At 67.4% G+C, this 25,024-nt stretch carries 28 protein-coding genes; 1 reads left to right on the top strand and 27 read right to left on the bottom strand.

The features are described from left to right. Positions 1-55 precede the first annotated feature (55 nt). From OG714_RS34600 to OG714_RS34540, 13 genes are all read right to left on the bottom strand, one after another. On the bottom strand, positions 56-538 hold the full coding sequence (locus OG714_RS34600) for a hypothetical protein (RefSeq protein ID WP_406126954.1): 483 nt from the start codon (positions 536-538) through the stop codon (positions 56-58). A gap of 58 nt (positions 539-596) precedes the next feature. Next, entirely contained in the window at positions 597-761 is a 165-nt protein-coding gene (locus tag OG714_RS34595) for a hypothetical protein (RefSeq protein ID WP_266856220.1), read from the bottom strand. Further along, the gene (locus OG714_RS34590; protein ID WP_266856222.1) at positions 758-976 is read right to left on the bottom strand and encodes a hypothetical protein; all 219 of its coding nucleotides are present in this window, start codon (positions 974-976) and stop codon (positions 758-760) included. Before OG714_RS34590 ends, OG714_RS34595 begins: the two co-directional genes overlap by 4 nt. Beyond that, entirely contained in the window at positions 976-1,626 is a 651-nt protein-coding gene (locus OG714_RS34585; RefSeq protein ID WP_406126952.1) for a hypothetical protein, read from the bottom strand. Before OG714_RS34585 ends, OG714_RS34590 begins: the two co-directional genes overlap by 1 nt. 85 nt (positions 1,627-1,711) lie before the next feature. Continuing rightward, on the bottom strand, positions 1,712-2,161 hold the full coding sequence (locus OG714_RS34580; protein WP_406126950.1) for a hypothetical protein: 450 nt from the start codon (positions 2,159-2,161) through the stop codon (positions 1,712-1,714). A gap of 104 nt (positions 2,162-2,265) precedes the next feature. Next, complete coding sequence (locus OG714_RS34575) at positions 2,266-3,246, bottom strand: helix-turn-helix domain-containing protein (RefSeq protein ID WP_406126948.1); 981 nt, start codon at positions 3,244-3,246, stop codon at positions 2,266-2,268. An 89-nt stretch (positions 3,247-3,335) separates the two neighbouring features. Then, entirely contained in the window at positions 3,336-4,463 is a 1,128-nt protein-coding gene (locus tag OG714_RS34570; protein WP_406126946.1) for a PD-(D/E)XK nuclease family protein, read from the bottom strand. 32 nt (positions 4,464-4,495) lie between these two features. Next, on the bottom strand, positions 4,496-5,587 hold the full coding sequence (locus tag OG714_RS34565) for an AAA family ATPase (RefSeq protein ID WP_406126945.1): 1,092 nt from the start codon (positions 5,585-5,587) through the stop codon (positions 4,496-4,498). Positions 5,588-5,610: 23 nt separating this feature from the next. Further along, positions 5,611-5,955: a hypothetical protein gene (locus tag OG714_RS34560; RefSeq protein ID WP_232838217.1), complete on the bottom strand. Its 345-nt coding sequence runs from the start codon at positions 5,953-5,955 to the stop codon at positions 5,611-5,613. A gap of 217 nt (positions 5,956-6,172) precedes the next feature. Beyond that, positions 6,173-6,760, bottom strand: coding sequence for a hypothetical protein (locus OG714_RS34555; protein WP_406126943.1), 588 nt, complete (start codon positions 6,758-6,760; stop codon positions 6,173-6,175). Between the two features lie 184 nt (positions 6,761-6,944). Further along, positions 6,945-7,199 carry a hypothetical protein gene (locus OG714_RS34550; RefSeq protein WP_406126942.1) on the bottom strand — a complete coding sequence of 85 codons (255 nt, stop codon included), beginning with the start codon at positions 7,197-7,199 and terminating at the stop codon, positions 6,945-6,947. Positions 7,200-7,230: 31 nt separating this feature from the next. Then, the gene (locus OG714_RS34545; protein WP_406126941.1) at positions 7,231-8,079 is read right to left on the bottom strand and encodes a peptidoglycan-binding protein; all 849 of its coding nucleotides are present in this window, start codon (positions 8,077-8,079) and stop codon (positions 7,231-7,233) included. Positions 8,080-8,119: 40 nt separating this feature from the next. After that, on the bottom strand, positions 8,120-8,443 hold the full coding sequence (locus OG714_RS34540; RefSeq protein WP_406126939.1) for a hypothetical protein: 324 nt from the start codon (positions 8,441-8,443) through the stop codon (positions 8,120-8,122). A gap of 113 nt (positions 8,444-8,556) precedes the next feature. Between OG714_RS34540 and OG714_RS34535 the strand changes: the two genes are divergently transcribed. After that, positions 8,557-9,120, top strand: a complete 564-nt coding sequence (locus OG714_RS34535; RefSeq protein ID WP_406126937.1) for a hypothetical protein — start codon at positions 8,557-8,559, stop codon at positions 9,118-9,120. A gap of 239 nt (positions 9,121-9,359) precedes the next feature. Here the strand turns inward: OG714_RS34535 and OG714_RS34530 are convergent, their stop codons facing one another. From OG714_RS34530 to OG714_RS34465, 14 genes are all read right to left on the bottom strand, one after another. After that, entirely contained in the window at positions 9,360-9,806 is a 447-nt protein-coding gene (locus OG714_RS34530) for a hypothetical protein (protein ID WP_406126935.1), read from the bottom strand. A 407-nt stretch (positions 9,807-10,213) separates the two neighbouring features. Beyond that, entirely contained in the window at positions 10,214-13,363 is a 3,150-nt protein-coding gene (locus tag OG714_RS34525; protein WP_406126933.1) for a hypothetical protein, read from the bottom strand. Beyond that, positions 13,360-14,463 (bottom strand): hypothetical protein, encoded by a 1,104-nt coding sequence (locus OG714_RS34520; RefSeq protein WP_406126932.1) that lies wholly within the window; start codon positions 14,461-14,463, stop codon positions 13,360-13,362. The genes OG714_RS34525 and OG714_RS34520 overlap by 4 nt, the downstream gene beginning before the upstream one ends. Positions 14,464-14,517: 54 nt before the next feature. Then, positions 14,518-15,447 carry a hypothetical protein gene (locus OG714_RS34515; RefSeq protein WP_406126930.1) on the bottom strand — a complete coding sequence of 310 codons (930 nt, stop codon included), beginning with the start codon at positions 15,445-15,447 and terminating at the stop codon, positions 14,518-14,520. Positions 15,448-15,463: 16 nt separating this feature from the next. Beyond that, positions 15,464-16,360, bottom strand: a complete 897-nt coding sequence (locus OG714_RS34510; RefSeq protein ID WP_406126929.1) for a phage distal tail protein — start codon at positions 16,358-16,360, stop codon at positions 15,464-15,466. Further along, complete coding sequence (locus OG714_RS34505; protein ID WP_406126928.1) at positions 16,360-21,189, bottom strand: phage tail tape measure protein; 4,830 nt, start codon at positions 21,187-21,189, stop codon at positions 16,360-16,362. The genes OG714_RS34510 and OG714_RS34505 overlap by 1 nt, the downstream gene beginning before the upstream one ends. Before the next feature lies 1 nt (position 21,190). After that, positions 21,191-21,496 (bottom strand): hypothetical protein, encoded by a 306-nt coding sequence (locus OG714_RS34500; RefSeq protein WP_406126926.1) that lies wholly within the window; start codon positions 21,494-21,496, stop codon positions 21,191-21,193. 26 nt (positions 21,497-21,522) lie between these two features. After that, positions 21,523-22,104 carry a hypothetical protein gene (locus tag OG714_RS34495; protein WP_406126924.1) on the bottom strand — a complete coding sequence of 194 codons (582 nt, stop codon included), beginning with the start codon at positions 22,102-22,104 and terminating at the stop codon, positions 21,523-21,525. 16 nt (positions 22,105-22,120) lie between these two features. Next, the gene (locus OG714_RS34490) at positions 22,121-22,606 is read right to left on the bottom strand and encodes a hypothetical protein (protein WP_266856262.1); all 486 of its coding nucleotides are present in this window, start codon (positions 22,604-22,606) and stop codon (positions 22,121-22,123) included. A gap of 131 nt (positions 22,607-22,737) precedes the next feature. Next, positions 22,738-23,172 carry a hypothetical protein gene (locus OG714_RS34485; protein ID WP_043684336.1) on the bottom strand — a complete coding sequence of 145 codons (435 nt, stop codon included), beginning with the start codon at positions 23,170-23,172 and terminating at the stop codon, positions 22,738-22,740. 58 nt (positions 23,173-23,230) lie between these two features. Further along, complete coding sequence (locus tag OG714_RS34480; protein WP_406126922.1) at positions 23,231-23,668, bottom strand: HK97 gp10 family phage protein; 438 nt, start codon at positions 23,666-23,668, stop codon at positions 23,231-23,233. Between the two features lie 4 nt (positions 23,669-23,672). Then, positions 23,673-24,050, bottom strand: coding sequence for a hypothetical protein (locus tag OG714_RS34475; protein WP_406126920.1), 378 nt, complete (start codon positions 24,048-24,050; stop codon positions 23,673-23,675). Between the two features lie 101 nt (positions 24,051-24,151). Then, complete coding sequence (locus tag OG714_RS34470; protein ID WP_406126918.1) at positions 24,152-24,574, bottom strand: DUF6093 family protein; 423 nt, start codon at positions 24,572-24,574, stop codon at positions 24,152-24,154. Next, entirely contained in the window at positions 24,571-25,014 is a 444-nt protein-coding gene (locus tag OG714_RS34465) for a DUF6093 family protein (protein WP_406126916.1), read from the bottom strand. Before OG714_RS34465 ends, OG714_RS34470 begins: the two co-directional genes overlap by 4 nt. Between the last annotated feature and the right edge of the window lie 10 nt (positions 25,015-25,024).

Here is a 25,024-nt window from a genome sequence, read left to right as displayed (position 1 = left end):
TCCAAGAGGTCCTGCGCGCCCGGCCCCGCATCGCGGGGCCGGGCAACGGCCGAGGTCAGTGAGTGCGGAGGCCGCCGTGTGCCTGCGCCTGGCGCAGGAAGGCGATCCATATCCCCCACCTCGGGTCACCCACGGGCATCTCTGCGATGGCCACGCCCGGGTGGGCGTCATAGGTGGCGAGGGCGGCGGTGATCTCGGCGACCGTCACGAGGAAGCCGTCGTTCGAGTCGATCTTGTACCTGGGTATGCCGGTCGGCACTGTCTCGGAGGCGTCCTTGACGGCCTGATAGGCGGTCCGGAATTCGGCGACGCGGTTCGCCGTGCTCTCGTCGTACTTGGTGCCGGGCCGGAGGTCCACGCCCGCCAGCCCGTAGGTGGACAGCTCCGGGTATGACGGGACGGGCAGCTCGACGAGCATCCCGAAGTTCTTCATCGCGTCGAGGGTGCGCGGCAGTGCGGTGTAGGCGAACCGGAAGTAGTTCCCGCCCTCTTCGGCTCTCTTACCGTCAGAGGTCTGGATATAGACGTCGTTTCCCACGGGGTGTTCTCCAAGAGGTCTGCGGCTGCCCGGCCCGGAGTCGGGCCGGGCAGCGCGATCAGCGGTGGGCGGCGTGGCGGCGGTGGACTTCGCCGTATGTCGTGCGGCGCGGGACCCGGCTGCGGGCCTCCCAGCGGAGCTGTTCGATGACGATCACGGTGAGGCCGGCACCGACACCGAGGGCGAGCACGAGCAGCGCGTACAGCACGTGCAGCACGGTCACCGCGCCACCACCTCGTAGCGAGCCGGGCAGGGCTGAAGGAGCTGCATGCACGCGACGAACACACCGTGGGCGTCGTTGGTCGCGAGTCCGTTGTCCAACGCGGCCTGGGCTCGGGCCTGTTCGTCTTCGCTCTGCGGGTGGGCGATGACGCAGGTGCAGCGGCGCTTGCCGGTCTCGTCCGCCGGATTCGGCGGGGCTGCTTCGGTGCCCGCCATCAGACGATCACCTGCCCGGTGGACGCGAGGTAGACAATGCCGACCTCGTCGTTCAGCTCCCACACGGTGAGCGGCCAGTCCGTACCGCCTTGCGCGTGGACGCACGTCCAGCCCTTCTCCGCCATGGCGCGCACGACGTTGCCGTACTCCCTGATGGCCGCGTCGTTGTCGGCGAGGGGGCCGTGGAGCAGCTTGGACACCGGCTGACGGTGCGCCGTCACGCCCCGAAGCCGGACGGAGACCAGGTCGATGACGCGCGGCGCGAGGCTCCGCTCGGTGACGAAGGCCGTGATGGCCTGGACGAGCGGGACGACGTTGTTGCCGTGCTCCGACTGCTCTCCGCTGTCGGTGGAGTCGTAGAACACCTCGTCGATGTTCGGGTTGTCGTCGTGGAGGCGCTTGACCTGGAAGCCCTCCAGCGCGGCCGGGTCCATGGGTAGGTCCTCGACCGAGGAGATCCACAGATACGAGCCGTCGGTGAGCTCGGCGGTGATGGCGAACATGTTCCCGGACTCGACATTGGTCACGAGCGGGATGCGGCGCAGCGCGGTGATGACCGGCTCGTACGCGCTCCACAGGGCCAGCCAGAGCGAGTCTTCGGTGTTGTTGTGCACGGGCATCGGGGCCAGGGGCGCCAATTCGTTGCTCACAGTTCCTTCTCCAAGAGGTCGTGTGCCAGCCAACAGTACAGAGTTGGGATCTATCTCAGGCCAAAATTGATGCGCGTGGACGCGCTCACCAAGGGCGGGTGACGAACACCAGGCGGGGCGCCGCACGCCACCCCTCTCGCACCTGCCGCGCTCGCGCGGTCAGGGCCTCCAGCTCGTCGACGCGACGACCGGCGACGTCGGCGATGTCCTGCGCCTGGTGGGCGAGATCGCGGGCCTGCATGAGCGCCCTGTGGTTGTCGCGGTGGTCGAGGTGGATCTCGGCGCCGCCGATCTCGTCGAGGAGTTCGCCGACGATCTCGTCCCGCACCGGCTTGGCGCGCCCGAGCCCGCCGAGGTGGCGCTCACAGTCGACCAGGTCCTTCAGGTCGGCGATCTGGATGAGCATGTCGCCGACGCCCTCGGGGTCTTGGCGGTAGAGGTCGGCGAGGCTGTGGATCTGCTCGCGGGCGGCAGCGCCACTGTCGAGCACGATCGCGCCCTTGTGGCAGTGGCGAAGAATGGGCAGGTAGTCCATGTCGTCCTTCCGGTCAAGAGGGGGCTCCTCCCCCTCTTTCTGGTTCTATTCTATATGCATTGTCAGGGATGTCCATATTCCTGGTGAAATTTTCTTTCGGGTGCCTAAGTTTTTCGCTGGCTGCCACCCTTCCGTGCTCGCACGGCCTCGCGCACAGCTCTGCGCGCCTCCTCGGTCGCCTCCGGGTTCTCCTCGACCCGTTGGCGGCGCCTGGCGGCGTCCTCGTGCCACTCATCCCAGAAGCGCCCGTGCCCCCGGTGTTCCTCGTTCTTGGCCTCCTCCTGCTCCCTCCGGCGTCCTGCGCGCGGGTTGGTGCCGCACCCACGGCAGGAGGCAGCGGGGTGCCCCCGGTGCTTGGTGCAGCCCCTAGGCAGCTCCCCGGGCTCCGGGGCAAGGTCGTCTGGCGGAGCGGACACGGGCTCCCCTGCGGCGTCAGCCGTGGGGGTAGGGGGGGAAGGAAGGACAGAGGAAGAACCAGGAAAGGAAGGGGTTCCATCGGTGGAACCCAGTGGGTTCCACCCGTGAAACTCACCGGGTTCCACCGGTGGAACCCGGCTGTCCTGCCCGTCAGGGTTCCCCCCGTGGAACCCTGCCTCCTCGCCTGGGTTCCCCGCGTGGAACCCAGCTTCGACCTGCGGTGATTCGGCCTTCTCTCGGCGGGCGGCCTCGCGGTCTTCGACGTCCTGATAGGTCATCGCAGGCTTTGCGGGGGCCGAACGTGTGACTCCGGAGCGGGCCTTGTTGGCGTTCTTCGGTGCCGCCTTGCGGGCCTCCAGGCGCTCTTTGAGCTCCTGCGTGGTCGGTGTGGGCGGTATGCCGAGGGGGAAGACCCGGTAGACCGCCGAGCGTCTCGCCTTGCCGGTCTCCACGCGCTCGACAAGCCCTTTGGCTATCAGCTCCGTGACGATGGTGATGGCGCGCTTGTCGGTCACGCCGACCCAGGCCGCGAGGCGGGTAAGGCCGGGGCGCGCGAGTCGCGTCTCGTCGTCGGCGCTGTCCGCGATCTTCATGAGCGCGAGTTTCTGGCTCTGGTTGAGCACGTCGGGCGGCAAGTACGCCGCAGCGATCATCAGTTGGATGGACACGGTTCCCCTTGGGCGGTACAGACACAGCGGCAGGACGGGGTGCCCCGCCCGGTCGCTTCCGGGCGGGGCTGGGGCTCATGGGGTCCGGGTCAGGCCGGCGCGATGCTGATGACCGCGGGCGTCTTCTTACCGGTCTTCCGCCGGGGAATCGGCAGTCCTGCGTCCTTGAGGTTCTTGACCATGCGGTTGACGTCCGGCGTCATCGGGACCGGAATTCCGGCGACCTCGTGCAGGTCGACCATCGCCTCTACGTCGTCCTTCTCCTCGTCGTTGCCTCCGCCCCAGGACAGCTTGTTGGGGCCGTAGATCCCCTCCGGGGATCGGTCGAGCTTCTTGCGTGCGAATTTCTTGATCCGGTCGCCCTCGCTGTAGAGCTTGTGTCCGTTCACGTAGTCGATGAGCGCCTGTTCGCGGTCGGCGTCGTTCCGGATGAGCGCCGTCTGCTCGGGCACGCCCGGAGCCGTCCCAGGCCAGCACAGGGAGCGGAACGGGCAGTAGTCGCAGATGGCGTCCAGACCGGGGCCGTTGAAGTCGCGGGGCATCTCCTCTGGGTCTCCGGTCTCGCGCACACGTTCCACCCACCACTGGGCCTCTGCCGCCCGCTGAGGGTCGAAGTCGATCTCCTGGACGTGCTCCGCGCCGGAGTCCCGGTTGATGAAACGGAAGCGGATACGACCGATGTTCAGTGGCCCCAGGCGGGACAGGTACCGCTGGCCGGGCACGTCCTCGAACCCGACCTCGAACAGCGCGCCCGCGTACAGCAGGACCTGCCGCAGTTCGGTGGCCGTGGCCCCGTAGCGAAGAACGCGGTCCCACAGATACGTGGACTTGGTCTTCACGTCCTCCACGGTGAGGACGTCGGCGGGTATCGCTGGTCTGTGACGAGCGGGCAGGCGAGCGGCGGTCGCCGCGTCGAGCTGTACGACGTCGACGTGCCCCCGGATCAGGGAGTCCTGGACGCTGCGTTCCACCAGCCATCCGTACTCCGTGCGTGCCGACTCCAGCAGCCCGTGGTGAATGAACGTTCCGAGGATCGCCGCTCGCTTGTCGGGGTGATCGGTCGGTGTGGTGCCGTGCAGGATGTATGCGGCGCGTCGGCCGCACACGGTGTCGGACGCGCCGAGCTGGGTCTGACGAGAGCGGGGGCGGCGGGCGTCCACGTCGTGTGCGGCATCCCAGATGGAAGGTGCGATGCCGTCAACGGTGGCTACGGACATAGGGGAGTTCTCCAAGAGGTCAGCGTGGGCGGTCACTGCTCGGCGTCCGCGTCCTGCTCATCGGCCTTGCGCTGGGCGGCGGCACGGAGCTTGTCGGCGTCGGACAGTGGGCCCTCCCCCATCTCCTGCCGGGGGCTGTCGAGTTCGGCGGCACGCTGCTCGGCGGCGGCCCGGATGGTGAGGATCTCGTCGTGGCTCAGGCGGTTCACCGGGTCTGGGACGGCCCGCCACAGCGCCTCAAGGAGCTTCTTGTCCGTCAGGTCGGCGATACGGGCGAGCCAGGGCTGTACGAGATCGCCGACGAGCACGGGCATGATGCGCGGCTGGGACTCGACGGAGCAGCCCAGCTTGTTGAAGACCAGGTCCTCGATGCTGAAGTCCCGCAGCGGCAGCGGCTTGTTCCGCTCGACGCGCATCCGCAGTGATCGGACCTTGATGACCTGCGGGTCGGTGTTGCGTTTCATGCGCACCCAGCACGACGAGTCGAAGCCGAGGTCTTTCTGAGCCGAGACCTTCCACTCGCTTTTGTTCTGGATCGGCTGGCCGTTGTCGTCCGTGGCGCTGACCTGCTTGCCGCGGGCCAGCACGATGGCGATGCCAGGCAGTGTGCGCAGCAGGTAGATGATCCTGTTCCACCGCTCCGTGGCGTCGTTCCACAGATTCCGGCCGATGTCGAACGCGGCGTCCGGATCCTCCTGGAGCAGGGCGCGGTTCTTGCGCGTCCGGCGACCGCGTTCGTAGGTCCAGTTGGTGAGCATCCGCCAGAGGGCGGATCCCGAGTCGATGGTCAGGACGACCGGGGGCTCTCCGGCTGCCGCCGCACGCCTGGCCTCGGCGTGCACGGCCTCAACCTGTTCGAGAATGTCTCGGTAGGTGCCGTCGTGCTCGATGATCAGGTAGTTGGCGCCCTCGATGGCCGCGTACTCGTCGGCCGATCCCTCGTCGAGGTCGATCCAGTACATCTGGCCGATGTGGTCGCTGCTGGAGAACTGTGCGGCTGAGTAGGTCTTGCCCGCGCCCTCCTCGCCCTCGATGAGGAGGAGGGGCCATGGGACGATCCCCGTCGGCTTGCGTGTTTTCAGTTGGACTGCGGGCGGCATTGCGGTGCCCGCTGGTGCATTCACGATCTGGCTCCAAGAGGTCGTGGTCAGTCCGTGCGCAGGGCCCGGACTTCGAAGAGGGCTGCCCACTCCGGGTGTTCGGCCAGCAGGAGCCGTACGTACCGGGAGCGGTAGTCGTTGTTCAGCGCGAACTCGTCGCCTCGGGTCGCCGCGCCGTACTGGTAGCGCAGGAGCTCGAAGAGCATCCCGATGCCGATGCGGCCGAACCCCTTCTCCGCGCAGTCGGCGGTCATCCGGATCAGCGCCCTGAGAACCCAGGGGTTGAGCGCGTGGAACGCCTCGAATCGCTGCTGGATGGTCAGGCTGCCGACATCAGCGGGGTGGCGAACGGGCTGGATGGTGCCGAACAACGGCGGCTGTTCGATCAGCAAGGCCCCCCCTCAAAGATAGACCTAGAACACTGAAGTGTTGGAATCTATCTTTGGACAGAGGGATTGTCGATCGACAACACCGCCGACCACCCTCCGGCGGCCCCCTGGATCGCTGCACGACCCTCCCTTCGACGAATGGAGCGCACCCCCTTGGGTACGCTTCCATTCTATATGCATTCAGGGGTTAGATCAAGGAACTAAAGCCTCTGACCTGCGATTATTCGGCGGTCTTGTTCGCCGCCTTACCTCGCGGCACGATCCTGGATCCGGGCCCGTCGTAGCTGCCGTCACGCAGGGCCGCCAAGACCCCCTCATCGGCCACCCAGTCCACTCCACGCGCACCCGCCCGTAGCGCGGGTGCGTCTGCAACGACCGGCTCCAGGAGCCAGATCGGTGATCCGGACAGGTTGTAGTCGGCAGGCCGGAACCGACCCGTACTCATGGCCTTCCGCAGGAGCGCGCCAGACGGAAGCCGGAACAGGGTCACCAACTCGGCCTGACCTACCAGCGGGGGGAGTTGCTCAACCTCCCTCACCCAGTAGCCCGGGCCCTGCTCCTTGGTCAGCCGCTCAAGCTCCGTCTGATTGAGGTGCTTCGGGCGCGGGGTCGTCTCTCCGAAGCCCTTCACGAACTGGAGGAGCCAGTACGGCGATCCGCTGATGATCTTGGCATAGCGGTAGTCGAGGGTGTGGTCCCTGCTGATCCACTGGCTGACCTGGAGCCGCTTCACGTCGTACAGCGCGGCGAACTCAGCTCCGCCGGCCAGATACGGCTTCCTTCCCGCCGGCGCCTCGTCCTCCGCCACTCCATCGCCTCCAGCTCACGTCACGTCTGCATATAGATTGTAACCAACGTGGAAGCAGAGTCCGACCTCGCCGAAGAGGCGATAGGGTGGAGTCTCCAAGAGGTCGAAGACCCCCGTCGCGAGACGGGGGTCTTCTTCCATGCTGGGCTCTCGGCTGCTCGACGTCACCTCATCTGATCGTGGGTCAGGTACGCGGCAGGGTGAGCGTCGTGTTCTCGTACTTCGGCGGACGGGCGTAGCCGAGCAGCCAGCCGAACCGAGGCGACAGGCGCTCCTCGGCGAGCCGGAAGACGCCGTAGTAGGAGAAGGTGGCGACCGGGGTCAGGACTCCCGTGACGGCCGTGGCGTCGAGATGGAGTCCGTGGCGGAGGGCCACCGCGACGAGCCAGCCGACCGCAGCCGGAACTCCCGTGCGCAGCAGCGAGGCGTAGAGGTTCATGGGGATGTGCTCCTTGGGCTGGTCAGAGGGATCAGGCGAAGAGTCGGCGCCAGGTCTCGGGGCCGGGGTAGCCGTCGGCGTCGGATCCGGTCCACTTCTGGGCGTGCTGGAAGTCGACGACGTTGAGGCGGTCTGCCTCACCCCAGTCGCGGGACGGGCCGACGCGGTAGTGCTTGCCGTAGCCCTTGCGTACGAGCTGCTGACCCAGCAGGAGAATCGAAGCGTTCGACTTGCCGGGTCCGAAGGCGCTTCGGCCAGGGAACGCCGGCGGGCCCGGCTTGGGCGTCGTCGACGTGGTGGTCGGCCACTTCGGCATCGGGCCCGGGTCCGTGTGCGTGTTCTCGGGCGTCTGGCCGTGGCCGTAGTGCCCGCCCTCCGTCTCCCAGGTGTGCTCGCTGCGGTTCGCCTTCCAGGTCGGGGCGCCCATCGGCCAGACGTCCGGCACCCCCCAACTCCGGGCCCAGGCCAGGATGTTGGTGAGTCCCTTGACCGGGGTGTCCCGGACGGTCGCGTACGACTTCCCGTTCACGCGGCAGTACGGGAAGAACAGCGTCTCGACTTGGAGACACACCTTCCCGGTGCGGTTGGTCCGGGTGCCGCCTGCGAGATCGACGACCGACTTGGACCGGCTGTTCGCCGGATAGAACTGGGCCGTCCTGCCCGTGAAGGGATCCCAGAGCAGATGCGGCGCGACTCCCTTGCCGCCGCCGGTGAAGTACTGCACGAGCTTGTCGAATGCCACGAGATCGGCGGGCTTGGCCGCCGTGGCGTTCTTGTCCCACGTGATGTGCCAGATGACGCGTGGGTCGTACTGCGTGTCGGTGGGTGCGGTGTCGCTGAGCGGGTGCCGCTCAACTCCAGGCAGCCAGAGATCAGGCATGGCGCGTTCCTTGTTCTCCCCCGCGCCTGCTGTTCCGAGCCTACAGTCCGAGCTTGCCGGTCACGATCGCGACAATCACTCCCACCACGACCGGGGCCACGAGGGCGGTAAGCGCCAACCGCCGTACGCCGCGGGCCTCTTGGCGTTCCGTCTCACGCTCGCGCCGCATCTGGGCGACGTCGTCCTCGACAGCTTTGATCCGTACCTCGTCAGTCCGCCGGTCGGCGTCGTACTGGATCTTCGTCACCATCTCGGCGAGCCGCGCGCTGAAGGCAGCGAAGTCGGCGCGCAGGTCGTCGCGCATCTGCTGCATGGCCCGCAGCAGTTCCCACGGCGTGGGGTCCTGTGCCGGCGGCGCGGTCACGGCGCTCCCTTCGGCAGCCCCGCGCCGCTGAAGATCAGTCTAGATGTGCTGTCTCAGCACGTTGGTTACGCCGAACTACTTCCTGTCCGCACGATTCCCCCTAGCCTCGAGTCATGGACTGGCTTATGGCGGCTGCGGTGGGAGCGGCTGGTGGCACCACCATGGAGGCACTCGACATTATCAAGGCCATCAAGTGGCACCGTCAGATGCCGTGGAACGTCCAGTCGGACACCATCGATCCGCCTCAGCGTAGAGCCGATATACGGCCTGGAGAGGAGCAACTGCCCGCACCCGGCTGGAAGGCGTATTGCGTCGCAGGGATGCTGCGGTTGTTGGTCAGTGGGGCCCTGACAGGTGTCGTGGCAGCCACCTATCCACAGAGCACGAATCCGCTCGTGGCTTTCCTCATTGGGCTCGGCTCGCTGACTGCTGTCCAGCAGGCCTCCACACTGGTGCCATTGATGGTGAAGACCGCCGGACGGGCTGCGTTGGACGGCGTGGTCGAGGCAGCGCAGCCGCAACCACAGACGTTCCGCCAACAAGGGCAGCATTCTGGCTTCACGCAGTCGAACGCAACCCAGCCTGACCGTTTAGGTGCTCCGTCACCAGGACATTCGCCAGCGGACATGAACGCTGCCACGCCGCAGGATCCGGCCGGCGAGGGAGGTGCGACGTGACTGTTGCTGCTGAGTCCTTCGTTGGCCGCGTCGTGGCTGTCTTTTCACGTCGTTCTCCTGGCTTCCGGCCCCCCGCGAGCCGCTCGGGAAGGCCAGGAGACCGTGCCGCGTACTTTCCTGCGCGAGCTCCGCGTATTCGCGCGCGTCGTACGGTGCACGAGCCCGCTTTGGAGTACGCGGTTGCGCAGGGGATCGTAAATGTGACGGGTGTTTATAAGGGGATGCCGCCATGGATGCGGCTACGGTCTCGCAGCCAGTTGGCGAGTGTCGCACATTACCTGAATGAATCCGCCGATGCCTTCATCAGCATCCAGCACATAGGGACGAATCTGGTCAGTGACATCAAGAGCGCCCTTGAGGATACTCGCAGCCTCACCCAAAGCGCCCAACCCGTCCGCGGCCTCCAACCACTCTTCGACCGGGCCCTCGAGTGCACCCGTAACCTGGAAGACGTAATCCTTCGAGACCGCGTCCGTGCCCTTGAAAAAACCTTGGCCGTTCAACGCATGCTCACCCATGACATAGCCGTCCAACTCGCCCTCGAACCTACCCTTGGAGCCGCACTCGACATTGAGGCCATGGTCGCAAAAACCGAGGTCCTCGCTAACCTGCTCAGTCGTCCCCTCAATCTCGGCAGCATTGTCGACCAAGCCATCATTAATGACCTTGTCGAACAACTCGCTCATTTCGAGCTTGACCGTGCCAGCGGAAGTGCCGAGACACTTTCAACGCTCGTCAGAACCCGAAACCTTGGACTGGGCCCCCTACCTGAATTCCTCAAGGAGCTTATCGCGGCTCGTGACAACCTATTGGACACAGCAACTAACTTCTGTGGTGCCGATCTTTCTGCCGTGACCCTTGAAGGGGTGGACCTCGTAGGGGTCCGTTGGGACAACGCCACACGGTGGCCCACCTCTGAGTGGGCAGCTCGCCTCTACAGAGCATCCGTGGAGGATCCTCCTGGATCCGGGGTTTTCACAGTTCTTCCTGAAGAGGACCCGAGCTTCGACGATCGCGGTGCCCTGGCACCAATCTCATGAGTCGGCGCATCTAGGAGACGCGGGGCAGACCTGAATTGGCGTCCTGGAGCCGGTCAGGTGATGGCCTGGCCGGTGTAATCGTCGGCGGAGCCGCAATCCTCCACCAGGAGATAGGCGACGTTGCTGCTGCTGGCGGCGAGCGTCCACGTCTGTGCGACTCCGCCTTGAGTTCCGGTCCAGCACAGCGAGGCGGTGACGTCACTGCCCGTGGTGTTGGTCAGGATGGTCTGGACGGAAACGGCTGCGTTCGCTGTGGAGGCTTGCAGATTGTTGGCCCGTATCTGGTCCTTGTAAATCGTCCCGGACACGGTGTTCTTGCGGATTCGATATAGCGCGTAGCTGTCGCTGGCCGCACTGTGCAGCGCCCAGAGGGAGACACGGTAGGCGCGGCCGGTCTTGAACGTGATGCTGCCAGTTGTGATGACGGCCGTCTCCGTGCTGGAGAACGTGACGTTCGCGGTCAGAGTCTTCTGCGCGACGAATCCGCGACCTTGGGATTTGCCGTAGACGCTGAGGTCTCGGTCGATCGCGAATCCGCTGGATGTGAGCTTGGCAGTGGACTGGGCCGATGCGGACGGCGCATCGCGAACGTGCAGCTCGATGGACGATCCGGCAGCCGAGGTATCAGCTCCGTATCCGTTGATGTAGGCAACTCCGTTGCCGCTCAGATCGTTTGCGTAAAGGTTGAAGACTGCTCCCGAATAGCCCGGCACGTGGCTTTGCAGGAACATCCCTGTTTCCTGGCTCGAACCAGTCACCTTCGGGGCGCTCAGCGAAACACTCGGAACTTCGTAGGTACCGGAGGAATCTGAGGCGTACCCGATGGCGGTATTGAGTTCTGCCGGTGCCGACTCATCGGCGCTGCCGGAATAGAACTCAATCGATCCGGTCTCCGGATTGGTGTTTCCGGGGCTGATGACAACTCGTTGTCCGCTCGCGGCAGTTTGAAGGGTGCTGCCGGTGAGAACGGCTCCGTTGATCGTCTTGCCGTTGATGGCGTCGGCGTCGAGCTTGTCCGCCGTGATTGCCCCGGCCTTGATATGGGTCGCCTCAACCGCGCCCGCCGATATCTTCGTTGCCGTCACGGCGTTGGCCGCGATCTTGTCCGAGGTGACTGTCAGTGCGTTCAGCTTGTCCGTGGTGATGGACAGCGCCGCGATCTTCTCGGCCGTGATGGCCAAGGCCGCGATCTTCTCGGCAGTCACCGCTCCCGCGAGGATCTTGGGCGCGGTGACCGCGCCGTCAGCGATCTGCACGCCCGGTACCACCGGACGGACGACTGCGTTGTCCCACAGCACAGCTCCGGCAGTCGACTGGTACGTCTCCACCCAGACCGCGGCCACGGTGGTGTTCGCCGGCGCCGTGACCGTGGCGGCAAGACGCTGCCACGACCCGCGGGCCGGGACGTCCACCTGGGCGACGCCGAAGCCAACGGTGGCGCCCGCGCCGTCCAGCCACCGGGCGTAGAACTTCAGTGCGTCTCCCGCCCAGTCGGCGGAAGCGTTGGCGTCGATGGCGAGGTAGAGCTGCTCTCCGCTCAGGATCGGCATCGACGTGAGGTTCAGGGACCGTGTCGTGGCGGCCGTCGCCGTGGCGTCGACGCGCAGTGCCTTCGCGGAGCCGTTGCCGCCGGAGACGACGGACCACACGTTCGTGGCGATCGCCGCAGTGTAGGCACCCTCGAACGACGGGTCGCCGAGCACGTTGGTGCCGCCCGCGACGACCAGCTTGTCCGTGGAGATCGAGGCCGCCGCGATCTCGGTCGCCGTGACCGAGTTCGCGGCGATCTCGCGGCCCGTGATGGCATCGGCCGCGACCTTCCCTGCGATCACCGAGTCGGCCGCGAGCGCGGCGGCGGTCACCGAACCGCTCACGAGGTTGGTTGCGTCGACGATCCCGGTCTTCAGCGCCTCGATGGCAACGGCGTCGACCTGCATGACGGCCGGGGAGCCGGAAACGCCCACCGAGGCGTAGTTCAGCCACAAGTAGGGGGTGATGAACCGGACGGCGTCGTGCACGGTGCCGGGTGAGCGCGGGTCGTTGTTAGGACCGGCGGAGCCCGCAGCCGCGCGGTCCTTGAGGTAGCCGACGACCGTGACCCAGCCGTCCGTGGTCGGCAGCGATCGATACGACGCCGCGATGTAGTAGTGACTGTTCGGGGTGTTCGCCCCGGCGCGGTTGACCAGGGTGGTCTGGTCTGCGCCCACGCCGAGCACGCCGACGTAGAACGCGTCCGGGCCGGTTGCGAGTTGGGCTGTGGCCCTGATCCGGGCGCTGATCCGGTACAGGACACCGGGCTCGTACGGGACGAGGGTCGTGCCACGGAGCCGGATGAAGCCGCGGGCCTCACCGACGTTCCGGCCGGTGGGAGCGTCCGGTACACCGGTGAGGTGCGCCCACGTGGCGTCGCTGCCCTGATCAGTGGTCTGCCAGGCGGCGGCCTCCCCCATCGTGTCGACGAGGCGCTGACTGGTGGCGTCCGCGAGTGCCCCGCCGAGCGAGCTGAGGGTGATCGCGCCGCTCGCGACTTTGCCCAGCGTCACGGAGTTGGCGGCGAGCTTCTCGGCGAGCACCGCGCCGTCCGCGAGCGCGGTCGTGTTGACGGCTCCGAGGGCGAGCGCCGCGTCGGTGACCGCGCCGCGGGCGAGCTTGGTTTCGTCGATGATCGCGTTGACGAGGTCGTCAGGGACTGCCTTGCGGGCCTGTCCCTGCACAGCGGTCGAGGGGTCTCCGGCCGTGCCGGAGGTGTTGACCGCGATCAGGCGCACCCACAGCGGGGTGTAGGTGTCGGTGGCGAGGGTAATGCTTCCGCCGGCGGCCGTGTGGAAGGCGGCCACGGGGCTGCTGGTGTCCGGTTCGGCGTCGGCGGTCGTCGACAGGTGCACCTGGACTTCGGCCAGGTCGAGTGGAGCGGTCTCGGCGTCGGTCCACGTTCCGGGCCAGGTCACGGTGAGCCCGGACAGCGCGGGCTCGACCACGGGCGGCGTGGGGGTGGGGGGCGGCGGCCCGTTGTGGGCGAAGAAGCCGACGGTGCCGTCGTCCTGGAGGCCCATGCTGCCGCGCAGGGTGCCGTCCTGGTCGTAGACCTCGATCGCGCCGTCCTCGATGGATGAGTACGCCATGCGGGCGGTGCGGGTGGTGCGGGCCAGCTGCCGTTCCAGGACGGCGACGCGGGCGGCCAGTCGAGCGATGTCGCTGCTCACGCGGTGCCTCCCCCGTAGGTGAAGCGGTCTGCGCGCTGGAGCTGGATGACGGCCTGCTCGGGGGCGTCGCCGGAGGCGGGCTGGATCTGCCAGCCGACGATGCGGGACCAGGCGTCGAAGTCGGTCCACTGGTCGTGGATCCGAGCCCGTACGTCGTCGCCGATCTGCCAGGAACCGAAGCGGGCTGCGGGGTGGTCGCGGATGGTGATCTCGGTGACCTCGCCGATGACCTGGCGGGAGATGCGCTCCGTACGGGCGCGCGCGGCCAGCCTGTCGTTTGCCTTCTCCTCCGGTACTTCGAGCAGGTGCTCCAGGCGCAGCCGACCGTCACGTACGGCGTCGACGGCGCGGCGCCGGTTGCGGCCCTCGCCGGCGCCGAGCGCGATGACGACCTGGGCCAGGTTGTCGGCGTCGTACTCGACAGGGACTGCCTTGACGACGTTCACGCCGGACTCGAAGTGGATGTCCGTGCGGCGGCGGCCGAGGCGGGGCCAGCCGATTCGGACGCGGCCCTGCGGCGTGCCGTTCTGCCAGGTGGCATCTTCGGTCCACTCGGGGCCGCCTTCAACGGCGACCATGTCCGAGATGACGTCACCGAGCGAGGGGGTGTCCCACCAGTCGATCCGGTAGGGGTCCTCCGGAGTGCCGACGGTGACCTTCGAGGTGGTGTCGTCGACCTGGATGCCGAGCTGGCCGTCTGGCGTCTCCTGGCAGTACGCCCACACGTCGCGGACGACCTTGCACGGGTCCGCGTAGGTGTAGGGGCCGCGTGCGTTGAGCTGGCCGTGGAGGTCGTAGCGCCGGTAGGGGTAGGAACCCCAACCGGATGCCTCGATGTTGAGCTGCTGGCCCTGGGGGTCGGCTCGCCAGATCAGGCCGCCCCACAGCAGCCGCCCGTCACGCTCTACGTAGATCTTGGTGTTGCCGGGGTCGAGCTGGGAGCGGACGAGGTGGGCCAGGCGGGGTTCGACCGCGCCGGTGAGGCTGCCGGTCGCGGAGAGTGCGGGCCCGAACTCGACGCCGGTCAGGGGCAGGTCCCAGGCGAGGACCTTGTTGGTGAGTGCGTCGGTGGTGAGGTAGCGGTACGACGGCGACGCCATCAGGCGCGTTCCTGCTTCTCCCCCGCGCCGTGGTGTGGTGGTGCCGGGGTCGTGTCAGACGACGCCTTCGGTGAACTCCACGTCGGCGATCAGGGAAGTCGCGGCGTCGACGCCGAGGTTGCCCCACTCGGATTTGGAGGGCTGGGTGCGCACGAAGAGGTCCTGGGTGGTGCCGCGCAGGCCCGCAGAGAGGGTGATGGTGTCGGCGAGGACGACGGTGTTGCGGCGGATGTTGGCACCCTGGTCGTCGTCGATGGCGGTGGTCTGCCCCGTGTCGGTGCCCAAGGAGGTCTGCATGTTGGCGAACACGTCGGATTCCGAAAGGCGCAGGCCCGCGAGCGTCACCAGCAGCTTGGCGCTCGTCGCCCAGCTCGGGATCGGGACCTTCCAGCGGGCGGCGGCGGGCCAGTTGTACCACTGGCCGTTCTGCGCGACCAGCCGGTTCAGCACGCTGGGGTAGGCGGTGTACAACGTCCGCTCGCGTCGAGGGTTCGCGATCCGTCGCAGGTCCGTGACCATGGCGTTGGTGATGGTGGCCGTGTTCGCCGGGATGTCGAGGCGCGCCAGCGGGATCGCCGTCATTCCGGACGGGACTGCCTTCGCGGTCGCGGAGACACCGGACACGACGTGGAAGTAGCCGATCTCGTCGGCAGCAGGGTCACGGTTGCCCTCGTACTCGGGATCCTCAACGCGAAGGCATATGAGGTCGGACCGGGCCAAGGAGCCAGTGGGAGCGATCGGCACGATGGCGTCGCCCACGTTGTACTGGGTGTAGGAGCCCTGGCCCCACGCAGCTCCGGTCACGACCGCCGAGCCGTCGCCGACTCGGACGCCGGCCCCGGGAGTGGACCACTCTCTGGCCTTCAAGTCGTTGCCTTCGGTCACGCCCTGGTTCCCGGACGCGAGGTCGCGCACCATCATCCGGAAGGCGCGTGCGGGGTGGGTGCCACCGTGGGTCAGCATGGGCGGCTGGATCAGTGCCATCTGTGAGAGCTCTCCTTTACAGGGCGGTGTAGGCGTCGCGCCACGACACCGCGAGGCGGGTGGAGTTGGTGTAGTCCGCGCCAGTCCACCGGACTTCGCTCGTCCCTGGCGGGACCTGGAAAAGGTCCAGGCGCGACACGGCGGACAGGGCGTACGCGGCGTTGGCGCCGTTGCGCAGGACCCACCGCGTGCCGGGGCGCGTGTCGATCTGGAGGGTGTCGTTCTCACCGAGGGTCAGCGACAGGTCGAGGACGCGGCCTGTCTCGGTGATCCAGATACGGGGGTTCACGACCGGGCCCTTGATCTTCAGGGAGGGCCAGGCGGGGAGGTCCCCGGCGTTGGTGACCCAGCCTCTGCGCTCGGTCGGGTCTGCCACACCGGTGGTGATCGGAGCAGTGACGGGGGCCTTGAAGCCTGTGCCGCCCGTGAAGGACAGGGGCAGGGTGACCTGCTGTTCAAGCTCTCCGTGCCATCGCGGGTCGGTGGCCGCGAATTCCAGGGTCACGGGGATCCAGCCGTAGACGGCCTGCGCCATGGACACGGCCTCGACTCGGCGGACCCTGCCGTAGAGCCGCTTGGCGCTGTCCCGTCCGGGCCAGAGCAGCCGCAGTGTCTGCAAGGCACCTGCTGTCTTCCGCACGGCCGGGTCGGCGGCTGCCTGGTCGAGTGCGGCGAGCGCGTCGACGGCGGCCTGCGGGTCACCCGGGGTCCGGATGCCGGCCTCGATCGTCACCGTGCGAGGGCTGTAGTAGTCCACGCCGGGGAATGAGCCGTCCTCTGTGGGCAACTCGACGTCCTGGGCGCGGACTTCGGGCGTGCCCAGTCCGGTGATCTCGCTGATCGGGTACGCCGTTCCGGGGCCCATGAGGACGCCGGCGAAGTCGACTTGCCACTCCTGGGTGATCGCGGCCATCAGATGCGGCCTCCTCTCTGGGCGTTGCGCAGCCGCCGCATGATCTCCGTGCCGACCTGGTCGGCCGCTTTGGCGTCGGCGCCGCCGTTGACGGTCACGGGCATGGATCCGACGAGCGCGGCGGGCCGTTCTTCTCGGACGACGACGACTTGGACCGGGGCGGGCCGGGCGTCGACGAGTCGTACGAGGCCGCTGTCGCCCGCGGGGGTGAGCTGGTAGCCGAACCTGTTCGCCACGTCCGCCAGGACGGTCGTCGCCGATCGCCGCTTGTTCACGCCGAGCGGCAGGTATGCCTCTCCTCCGGTGGAGGGCTCGGCGAAGCGGATGATCCCGTTGCTGGTGGCATACATGCCGGTACGGATGCCGCCGTCCTCGTACGCGAGTTGCTTGTTGGCCTTGTCCAGGTCGGACAGGAAGCGCGTGGCCTTCTTCCCCAGCGCGTCCTTGATACGGGTCCGGCCGAGCGTGGCGATCTCGATGATTCGGTCCTCGCCGAGTTCTGTCTTCTCGGCGACATCGTGGATGCCGGTCTTGCTGGAGGTGATGGCGGAGATGATCGCCACGAGGTCCGGGAGGTCGTCGTCGGGGATGGCCTTCGAGGCGGCCTTGGCCTGAGTGTTGGCCTTCTTGGCCTTGCTCGGGGACTTGGCGGCTTCGGCGGCGATGTCCTCCGCGTCCTTGTCTCCCTGCTCGGCGAGCATCGTCGCCAAGTCGCCGTAGCCCATGGCCGCGAGCTTGGAGAGGTTCTTCTCGAACACGGCCTGGTCCTTGATGGCCTGCTTGAGCTGGGTGGTGTAGTCGGACAGCGTGGCTCGCGCGACCACGCCCAGCTTCTCCAGGTCCTTGGTCATCTCCGTGACGTACTTGGAGCTGCCGGTGGCCATCTTGTGGGTGAGTTCCACGCCGTCCTCGCCCATGTCCTCCAGGGCGTCGGCGACATCCTGACCAGCGCGCCGGGCGACGGTGGCCAGGTCCTTGCGCCACCGCTGGGCGCTCTTCACCGCCTTGTCGAGGTTCTTCTCGAAGAGCTTGAGGTCGAATACCTCGGTCTCCTTGCCGCCCTTCTTCACCGTCCGCATGGAGTCCGCGCGGACCGACGAGATCGAGACCAGCTCTGTCGAGCCGGAGGAGTTGTAGGACCAGCCGGTCAGCCCTCCGTTGGCGTACCAGTCAACGCTCTTGCCACCGAGGCGACGGACGACCTCCTCGGTGATCGCCCGTGACCGGGTGCGCTTGTTGTGGGCGAGCGGTATGTACGCCTCGGGGCCCGCGGCCTCTTCGGCCCACACCCGCCACGTTCCCTGCCGCGCGACCTGCGCGACATGGTTCTCGCGCTCACGGACACCTCCGCCGGCGTAGAACTCGAGCACGGAGCCGTTGGCCTGCTTGCTGGGGGCCTGGATGGAGTCGGGGACACCGTTGCCGTCGCGGTCCCAGGAAGTGGCCTGCCGTTTGAGTACGAGGGGGATGACCACGGGCGGCGGTTGGTTCGTGGACACGCTGACGGTGACCGACTTGGTGCCGGGGATGTTCTGGACCGACAGCCCGATGGCGTCGAGCTGCGCCTTGACCGCCGCCATGTTGCCGGAGAGCAGGGCGGACGTCAGCGCCGCGGCGGCGTCGGTGCCCTTGGTGTCCGCGACCTGCCGGATAAGGTCCAGGGCCCCGGACCATTCGGCGTTCGCGTCCTTTCCTGCCTTGGAGAACGCGGCCACGACCTTCGACAGGTCCGGGGAGTCGATCGGTACGTCCGCTCCCCAGATGCTCTTCAGGGTGTCCATGGCTCGTTCGGTGTCGCCTGACAGAAGGGCGTCCTGGAAGGCTCCGGCGGCGTCCTTCCCCTTCCTCTTGGCGACCTCTGCGAGGAGGTCCATGCCGCGGTCGAACTCGCTGCGCGCGTCGCCCACGGACTTCTTCACGGCCTTGCGCAGATCGATCAGGGCCATCTGCTCGGTGACCTTCCGGAAGGCGGCCGGGTCGTTGCGCTCCGACGCCTTGGCCCAGGCGCGGCCGATCTCCTTGCCGTACTTCTCGGTGATCTCGGCGGTCTTCTGCAGGCCGAGCCGGTACGCCTCCGTCGACCGTTCCGCGTCCTCAGTCACGATGTCGCGCAGTTCGTCGGCGACCTTCGTCTTGCCCTTCTTCAGCTGTCCGACGAGTTCGTTGAGCATCGGTGCGGCATCCACGCCGAGTTCCGCGAAGTGGTCGGCCAGGTCGTCGTAGCCGAACACCGCGAGTTCGGACAGGTTGCCCTGGAAGTCGCGTTGCGCCTGGAGCTGCTTGTGCAGCTCCTTCATGTAGTCGGACAGCTTGACCTTGGCGGTGTCGGCGTCCTTCCCGGCTTTGCGCATCGCCTCGGCCGCGGCGGTCTGTGCGTCTCTGAAGGCTCGGGACGGGTCGACGGCGTCACCGACGGCCTCGGCGAGTGCCTTCATCTCGTCGGTGATCTGGGGCGCGCCGGTGCGGTCGGTGTCCGCGAGGGAGAACAGGTCGAAGATGCCGCCGCTGGTCTTGGCCTGCTGTTTGATCTTCGCCTCGACGATCGCCTTCTGCTGGGCGATCTCGGCTTCCTTCTTGACCGCCTCGGACCACATCTTGTGGCGGTCTTCGAGGGTCTTCTCCGCTTTGGAGTACTGGGTGATGCTCTCGTAGTCGCCGGGTGCATCGCCGGACTTCGCCTTACGCGAGTACTCGTAGGAGTCCTGCTGAAGGCGGCTCTGGAGGATGGCGAGCTTGGCCCCGCCGGAGGTGATCGCGTCGATCGCCTCGGTGGTGCCGATGCCGACCTTCTCAAGGTCCTTCAGCGCGCCGTCGGCGGTGAGCTGGTCGTACAGCTTGTTGATGCTGGCACCGGTCGTCGCCTCCTCGCGCTCCTGCTGCAAGGCTTGGACCAGTTCGTTGGTCGCGTCCTTCGCCCTCTGTTTGGAAGCGGTGTAGGCGGCGTATCCGGCGATGCCCAGGGTGAGGACTGCGGCCAGGCCGGTAACCGCGAGGCTGGTACCCGCCAACACGGCGGGCATGACGGCCCCGCCCGCCTGAGCGGCGGCCAGGGCGGTACGGAACGCGGCGATCTGTACGGTGACCTTCGTGTAGGCAGCCCGGAGGAGCAGCAGTCCCACGATGGACGCGGTGACCATCGTGAGGACGGACTTCATCGGTCCAGGGAGGTCCTCGATGCTGCCGACGACGGTGTGGACGACGGACCCGACAGCCTTGAGCGCCGGCAGCAGGGCTCGGCCGACGTCGATGGCGAGCGCACGGGCCTGGTTGGAGGCCAGCTTCCACTGGCCGGTGACGGTGTCGGTCTGGAGGGCGTACGCCTTCTGCGTGGCTTCGGCGCGCGCCACTTCGCTGGCGATGCCCGCGTAGGTGTTGGCGTAGTTCTCTCCCCCGGCGGAGGCCAAGGCAAGGGCGGCACGTGTGGCGCGGATGTCCTTCCACATGTTCGAGATGCCCTCGGCGGTGTTGCCCGCCGCCCCGTTGAGCTTGTTCACGACCACGTACAGGCCGTCCTGTTCGACGGCGGAGGCGGCCGATTCGTAACCGAGGTCCTTGATGGCCTGCTTGAGGTCCTGCGTCGGCTTCATGACGCGGGTGAGGAGCATGTTCAGGGCCGTCACGGCCTCGGCCGCGGGGATGCCGGTCAGTGTGATCGCGGCGAGCGCGGCGCTCATGTCGTCGAACTCGACACCGGCCGCCGCCGCCATCGGTACGACGTCACCGAGCTGCTGCGCAAGCTCCTCGAAGGAGATGACGCCGTAGTTGACGGTCTGGAACATCACGTCCATGACGTCGCTGGCGTCGGACGCCGACATGCCGTACGCGTTCAGCACCCCGAGAACAGCGCGGGCAGAAGTCTCCGTCGTAGTCAGGCCCGCCGACGCGCCCCGAGCCGCGACCTGGAGGATCTTCATGGCGTCCGCGCCGTCGAAGCCGGACGAGACGATCTGATAGAGGCCGTCGGCGAGCTGGTCGGCGGTCTGTGGCAGCTCGGTGGACAGCTCGACGATCTGATCGGTGAAGGCTCCGACGTTCTCGGAGGTGATCTGCTGGGAGATCGTCAGCACGTTGGCCATCGCCCGCTCCAGCGAGATCGCCTGAGCCACGCCGACACCAAGAGCGGCACCGATGAGCAGGCCGTTCTTCGCGGTCCGCGCAGCCTGGGCGCTTCGTGCGGCGGCCAACTGTGCTTCGGCTCGCGCGACTTGCTGCGCCTGTCGCTGCGCGTTGCGCGCGGCAGTGGTCTGCACCTCGTCCCGCATCCGGACTGCGGACAGGGCACGGGCGTCGGCCGAAGCCGCGAGGCCAGTGGCGCGCGTCGCCGTGGCCTGGGCCGCAGCCGCGCGCCGTTGGGCTTCGGCGTGTTCCTGGGCGGCGCGGGCGGCGACTGTCTCAGCCGTCGCGGCGGTACGCGCGGCGGCTGCGGCCCCGGCGCCCACCGTGGCCTGAGCGCGGGCGTTCATCGTCTGTGCCAGGGCCTGCGCCCGTGCGGCTCGTTCTCCCGTCGCGGCGACCGCAGCCTGTTCCGCTGCCGTACGGCGGGCCGCCGTCGCCGCTACGGCCTGTGCGCGGCCGGCGCGTTCCTGGAGCACGGTGGTCCGCTGCACGGCCTGAGCCACCTGCGCCTGGGAGCGAACCATCTGCGCGGACGCGGCTACTTGAGCGCGGGCCAGATTGTCACCGGCCACGCGTACCTGGTTCAGCCGGGCGGCCGTCCCGTCCAACTGCCCATCAAATGCGCGGAGTTGGGTGGCTCCCTGCCGCAGACCGGTGGACAGACCGCCGGTGGACGCGAGCAGGTTGACGTACAGGGTGTAGGCACCAGCCACGTCAGGATGCCTCTCTGGGCCTCAGCCCGATCTTGAGCCCCCGCGCATCTGGTCCATCAGGAATGTGTTCGCGCTCCATCTCGATGACCTCGCAGCCCACACAGCGGTGGGGCTCGGCCACGTACGCGAAGCGGTCGCCGCCCTGGCTTTCGTCCCACTCCGCCGCCCGGGTCCCGCAGGTCTCGCAGACGCTGCGCTGGTACGCGAGGTGGGCCACCGCCTTCGCCCGATCCAAAGCCGTCCACCGGCCGTCCCCCGCACCCGTGAACTGCGAGTGCGGGAGTCCGTAGGCGTGGCACAGCTCCATCTCGGCCCTGAACTGGGCGTCGGCGATCAGCCTTTTCCCAGGTCGGCCCTCATGGTCTGGTTGACCAGCAGCGCGGCCGTGAACAGGGCCTTGGCGTCCGCGTCGCTCCAGGTGTCGAGGAGTTCCTGCGCCTCCGCCTCGCTCATGCCGTCCACCGAGGAGGCCGACACGAGAGCGGCGGGGAAGGTCTCGACGTTGTACTCGTGGCCGAGATCCGCCTGCTCCTCTGTGGGGGCGTGCTCGCGAAGCAGTTGCTCCCAGGCGGGTCGCGGCAGAGCCCGGAAGGTGAGCTTGAGGGTCCCGGCTGCCAGGGCTCGCCGGGCCTCGTCCAGCGCGGCCTGGGCGACCAGCACTTCCGGTTGGGCGAGTGCCCAGCTCTCACGCTGGTCGGCTGGTACCTCCATCTCGGAGGCCCGGCCAACGGCGCTGGTGCGGGCCTTGGCCATGTCGAGCGCCGCGTCGGTCACGCGCTGCTTCAGATCCTGGTCGTCGAGGAAGGACACGGCGCGCTCGGGAAGTCGACGGGCCCGCAGACGGGCCATCTTGGCCGCCCAGTGCGGATCGCGGGCGACGGCATCGGCCGGCGGTTCAACGAAGGTCGTAGTCATGCAGCACCCCCGCCGATCAGGCCGCAGCCGGGACGGCTACGTCCTGGACGGGCTTGCCGGTCACGTTGAAGCTGACCTTGAACTTCGCCGGTTCGGAGGCGGTGGTGTACGTGCTCGACCGGGAGCCGACGCGTACCGGGAAGATGTCCATGGACTGCGACGCCGGGATGTCGCCCTTGCGGAGGATGACCACGTAGCCCTCGGTCCCCTTGGCGAGGAGCGTCTCCAGGGCGTTGTCGACCTTGTCCTCGTAGAAGGTGAGGCTGGAGTTGTCGGCCTTGTCCTCACCGGGGATGTTGCCGGTGAACTCGGTGGCCAAGTCCGGTGTATCGATGGGGGTGTTCTCGACGGCGAAGCCCTCGATGTCGCTGATGGCCGGGGACAGGTCGGTCCCGTTGGTGCCGCCGAGCTCCGGACGGATCGGGATCAGTTCCTTCGAGACGATGTCCTTCAGGAAGAAGAACTTCGTGGTGCCGCGACGGGTGAACCGCTGCTGTGACACTGATTCTCGCTCTCCGGGAACCGGTGTTCCGGAGCGCGCACACGCCGGGCCGGTCCCCATGAAGGGGGAATCGGCCCGTGCCTGGTGGCCGGGCGTCCGCGAGATGCCTCCGCGGTGAGGTAGCTGGAACGTCAGGACCCGAGAGTGGTCACAGTGAGGACGTACCGCTGCACATAACTGTATACGCCACCACTGACAGACATCCCTTCCTCCTTGTCCAGCTCGCGGTCGATCACGATGTAGCCGGTGATGGTGATGGTGTTGACGTAGGTCCCGCTCAAGCGCGCGAGGAGCGCGGTGCGGACCTTGTCGGCCATCCACTCGACCTGCTCGGCGGTTGAGGCGACCGAAGTGACCTGAACGAGCACGCGGGCGTCAGCATCGCCGTCACCGTACGGCGGGCCGCTCGTAGTCACGCCCAACGGGTAGAGGACGCTGTAGGGAATCGTGGCGCCCGTAGGCGTACTTGATGCCGTGGGGGCAGTCCCGTATCCGCAGCTCCGGGCGGTTGCTGTGGCCAGCGTCTTCTGGATCGCGAGGGACACCTCTCTACCGGAGACGGGCACTACTCCTCCTCTTCTCCTTCGGGGGTGGTGATCTGTCGCCCGGCGGCGTGGCGGCCACTCACGAGTCGTCGTCGATCGTGTCGCCGAGCGCGGCGATGAACAGTGGCCGGATCTCCTCGACAGCTGGCCCGACGTGCGGATAGGGCGGCTGGTTGAAGACGCGCCCCAGGCTGTCGGCCCCTACGAAGCCGTACTCTAGGCGCCGGGCCTGGGGCTTGTTCGTGCCGACGACCGCGGTGACAGAGAGCCCGTCCGTAGATACCTCGTGCGTCCAGGAGCGCCGGTAGTCGCCCGTGGGCGCGTTGGGTCCCGGCCTGCCGCTGGCCTTGGCCTTGATCCTGGTCTCCAGCAGCATCGCGTAGTGCTGGACGACGGCGGTGACCTCGGGCAGAGTGCGGGCGGCCCTGGCGTCGAGCTGCGCAGCGATCTGGAACGCGTTCGAGTAGGCGCCCGCAAGAGGGTGGGCGTTGGGGTGCGGATTCCGCGATGACGCCACTGACTCACTGCCCGTCTTCCGGTTCCGGCTCGCCCCACTGACCGAGGGCCCATTCCCGCAGGAGGGCGAGCATGGCGCGGGTGAGCTCGTGCGGGCGGCCGTCCATGAGGTCGTGACGGTCGAGCGCAGCCTTCTCCAGTTCGGCGGGACTGATCGCAGACAGGAAGGCAGCCGCTGCCGGGCCAGGGTCCGGCGGGTCACCGATGACGACGTGCGCCAGGCCCTCGAACACACCGGTGGCCGTGGATCTCGGGGAGAGTTCGATGACCATCTGCGGTACGGCGCCCGCGCGGTGGGCCAGTGAGTATGCAGCGAGGTCCCGGGAGACATCGCGACCGCCGATCGCCACGACGGCGGTATGCCCCTGCCCGGTGACGCGCACCGACAGGGGCTCACCCTCGAGAGAGATAGGTTTTGAACTCTGATGTGTTGGCACCTATCTGAGCCTACGGGTATCCGGTGACAGCCCAGTTCGCCGACCGTCTACGGAGGGGTGATCTCGTCGAGACGGGTCACCCGAACGATCTCGACCGTGGACGCCTCCGACGGGTCGAGGACCTGCCACGCCCGATTCGCTGTCGCCGCGTGCTCGCCCGCTGCGGCGACAACTTCCACGCGGTCGTACCGCACGGGAACGGGCGCCGAGATCGGTGTGAGGAGCCGATACCAGCTGACCGTGTCGTCCAGCCATTCCCGCCCGAGAACGTGCTGCGCGGTGACCTGTCCATGGCCGGACAGGACAGCTCCCGGTCCCTCGTAGACCGACTCCGCCGGCACAGACCCCAGGAGGCCTGTCGAGAGGTCGAGTTGAGGAGTTCCCGTTGGACGGGTGATCCGTACCGTGTCCACCAGCAACGTCGACTCCAGCCTCTCCCGCTCCGCCTCGGTGTCGATCGGCGTGCTCACGAGGTGCTGCCCGACGTACTGGACTGGGTGTTCTGGTCCAGGAACGTCGTGCGGACCACGGCCAGAGTGGAGGTCTGCCCGACGTCGAGGACCCGCCACGTACGGCCGATCGCTGCCGGGTCGGCGGCGTTGACAACGCTCACCGTGTCCTCACGCGACGCCACTGGGGCGTCCAGAGGCGTGATCAGTTTGTACTTCGACGTGGAGTCGTCGACGTACGCCTGGCCTTCCAGGTGCAGGACGATCCCCGGATCGCCGTTCGGGAAGACCCCGCCATGTCCTTCGTAGATGATGATGGGCGGGCCGGGCTCGTACTGGCCTGTGTCCGGGTTGAAGATCGGCTCGCCCGCTCTGCTGATACGTACGGTGTCGGTAAGAATCTTGCGCTCGACCAGGGCGCTGACGGCCCCCAGCGTCAGCCCTTCAGTGGGTGTACTCATGGCCATGACT

It is taken from the genome of Streptomyces sp. NBC_00989 (assembly GCF_045162655.1).
In the GTDB taxonomy this organism is placed as follows: domain Bacteria; phylum Actinomycetota; class Actinomycetes; order Streptomycetales; family Streptomycetaceae; genus Streptomyces.
Note: the sequence above shows the minus strand (reverse complement) of the source record. Positions and strands in the feature narration are given on the sequence as shown.